Genomic DNA, 2,931 nt, shown 5'->3' with positions numbered 1-2,931 from the left:
TCCTCGACGGCCTGACCCGCGAGAACTTCGGCATCGCGCACGACATCTCGGCCTATTCGCTGGCGGCACTCGCCAAGGCGGCGCGCCCGATGATGGCCGGCCGCAATGGCTCGATCCTGACGCTGAGCTACCTGGGCGCCGAGCGCGCACTGCAGAACTACAACGTCATGGGCGTGGCCAAGGCCAGCCTCGAGGCGACGGTGCGCTACCTCGCGCTCAACCTCGGCCCGGAAGGCACGCGCGTCAACGCGATCTCTGCGGGCCCGATCAAGACGCTCGCCGCTGCCGGCATCGCCAACTTCCGGAAGATGCTCCACCACTTCGAGAGCTACGCGCCGCTGCGTCGGAGCGTGACGATCGAGGATGTCGGCAACGCCGCCGCCTTCCTCTGCTCCGACCTCGCCGCGGGCATCACCGGCGAAGTGACGTACGTCGATTCGGGCTACAACATCCTTGGCATGACGGGCATCGGCGACGACGACTGATCATCGCGATTCTTATTAATACGTTGCACGACGAAGCCCGGCACGCGCCGGGCTTTTTCGTTGCGTCGCGCCCGCCATGCACGCCAGGAAACGCGAACGGCCCGCTTTCGCGGGCCGTCCGAAATCACACGACGAGTTCGAATCAGAGGTTCGACTCGTTGACCTCGATCTTGTAGCCGTGGCGCAGTGCACGAACTGCCGCCTCGAAGTCGACCAGACCGTGCAGCTGGCCGATCTGGCGGCCAAGCGTGGTGATGTCGCCACCCGCGTCCGCTGCCGTACCCGGCTTGATCGTATCGACGACGAACACGAGCGCGCGGCCATCCGGCAGCACCTTCGATCCCGCCGCCACCTTGCCCTTCGGCGCATAGGCGGCGAAGAAGGCGTCGGTGACGCCCGGCGCGGCGACGTTCGCACTGCGCGGCACGCCGAGGACGGGCTTCGGCTCGGGCAGGCCCTGCGCGGCGGCGACCTGCGCCAGCGACTGACCGGCGCGAACCTGCGCCAGCACCGCATCCGCGCGGCGCTGTGCAGCCTTCATCAGGCGATCGGCCTGCACCGCCGCGACCACCCGATCGCGCACCTCCGCCAGCGTGAGCTGACGCGCGGCGGCGTGCGCGGTCACGCGCAGCAGCACGCTGTGGTTGGCGCCGACGTCGATCGGGTCGGACACCATGCCTTGGCCGATCGCGGTTTCGGAGAACGCCGTGCGCTGCACCAGCGGGTTGGCGAGCACGCCCGTGCCCTGCCCGCGTGCGATCGGGCCGGCCGTCAGCACCGGCACGCCGACGACGCGCGCCGCGGGGCCGAGCGACGACGGATTCTTCAGCACCGCGTCGACGATCTTCGACGTCGTTTCGTTGAACTGACGTTCGCGGCCGGCGTCGATGAGTTCCTTCTCGAGCGTCGCGCGTGCCTGCTCGAAGGTCTCCTGGTTGCCCTGCTGGATCTGGCGCAGCTGGATCACGTGCCAGCCGAACTCGGTCCGCACCGGGTCGCTGATCTGGCCCGGCTGCATGGAGAACAGCGCCTTCTCGAACGCAGGCGCAAGCGCGCCCTTGGCGACGAAGCCGAGGTCACCGCCCGCTGCCTTGGAGCCGGTGTCGTCGCTGTTCGCACGCGCGAGCGCCGCGAAGTCGGCGCCGCCGCGCGCCTGCGCGGCGAGCTGCGTCGCCTTGTCCTTCGCCGCCTTCTCGACCGCCGGGCTCGCGCCCGCCGGCACGTTGATGAGGATGTGCGACGCCTGACGCTGCTCGGCGGCGACGAAACGCGTCTTCTCTTGCTCGTAGCGCTGGCGAAGCGCGGCTTCGTCGACCACCGGCGGCGGCAACGTGCTCGCGTCGAGGTCGACGTATTCGAGCGTCACCGTCTCCGGTGCGCGGTACTGGTTGCTGTGCGCGCGATACCAGCTTTCGACTTCGGCATTCGCCACCGGCGCGCTGTCGAGTGCCGGCGCCGGGATTTCCACCAGCGACAGGTCACGGCGCTCGCCCAACAGCGCGACCATCCGATCGATTTCCTTCGGCGTCGTAAATGCGGACGCACCGACCGTCGTGCGCATCAGCGTCTGCGCAAGGCCGTCGCGAATGAGCTGCTCGAACTGCTTCTCCGTGCGCGGCGGGTTCAACGTGCGCAGCGCGAGGCGGTACTGCTGCATGTCGAACTTGCCGTTCGCCTGGAATGCGGGAACCTTGAGGATCTCCTGCTGGACCATGCGATCGCTGACGACGATCCCCTGGCGCTTGGCCCAGAGCGACTGCGCGCGTTCGTCGATCAGATCGTCGAGCACCTTGCGCTTGCTCGCAGGGCTTTCGAACTCGCGCGCATCGAACTCCGCGCCCTGCTGCTGACGCGCGGCCTGGCGTTCCTGTTCGAAGCGTTCGCGGAAGTCGCGCTGGTTGACGTCTTCGTGCTGCCACAGCAGCGAGACCGGCCAGAACGACGGCGCGCCCGCCCACCACTTCGGCGGCGCACTGATCGAGGCGACCGGCATCTCACGCGTCTGGCGGAAGTAGTCCTGCACGCCGACGAAGGCGAACGGCACCACGAGCAGGCCGAGCACGACGGTGGCGAACCAGCCGGAAGTCTTGTCGCGAAGGGATTGCAGCATTGCGGGCACGGCGTAGGGCGAAGCTCGACAGTGTAGCCGCTTGCATGCGCCGTGGACGCTCGATGGAGAGGCTGAGCCCGGCGGTCGCGCAAAAGAAAAGCGCCGTTTCCGGCGCTTTTCGAATACTGGCGGAGCGGACGGGACTCGAACCCGCGACCTCCGGCGTGACAGGCCAGCATTCTAACCGACTGAACTACCGCTCCATTTTTGACGCGACAACCGAAGTTGCCCGCATCGTTCGCGAATAACGCCCGGCGATGCGATCCGGAAAGCGAAGGCGCCGCGAGCGGCGCCTTCGAAAGAGTGGCGGAGCGGACGGGACTCGAACCCGCGACC

General features: G+C 68.0%; 2 protein-coding genes and 1 tRNA gene. 1 reads left to right on the top strand and 2 read right to left on the bottom strand.

The features are described from left to right. Nucleotides 1-485: enoyl-ACP reductase FabI (locus tag EVS83_RS15350; RefSeq protein WP_133502052.1), on the top strand; the 485-nt coding region annotated here is incomplete at its 5' end. A 142-nt stretch (nucleotides 486-627) separates the two neighbouring features. Here EVS83_RS15350 and EVS83_RS15345 read toward each other — a convergent pair. Next, entirely contained in the window at nucleotides 628-2,595 is a 1,968-nt protein-coding gene (locus tag EVS83_RS15345) for a peptidylprolyl isomerase (protein ID WP_133502050.1), read from the bottom strand. A 126-nt stretch (nucleotides 2,596-2,721) separates the two neighbouring features. Then, nucleotides 2,722-2,798 (bottom strand) — tRNA-Asp (locus EVS83_RS15340). Nucleotides 2,799-2,931: the final 133 nt, after the last annotated feature.

The organism is Cognatilysobacter terrigena (assembly GCF_004361065.1).
In the GTDB taxonomy this organism is placed as follows: domain Bacteria; phylum Pseudomonadota; class Gammaproteobacteria; order Xanthomonadales; family Xanthomonadaceae; genus Cognatilysobacter; species Cognatilysobacter terrigena.
This window is presented reverse-complemented; position numbering and strand designations above follow the sequence as displayed.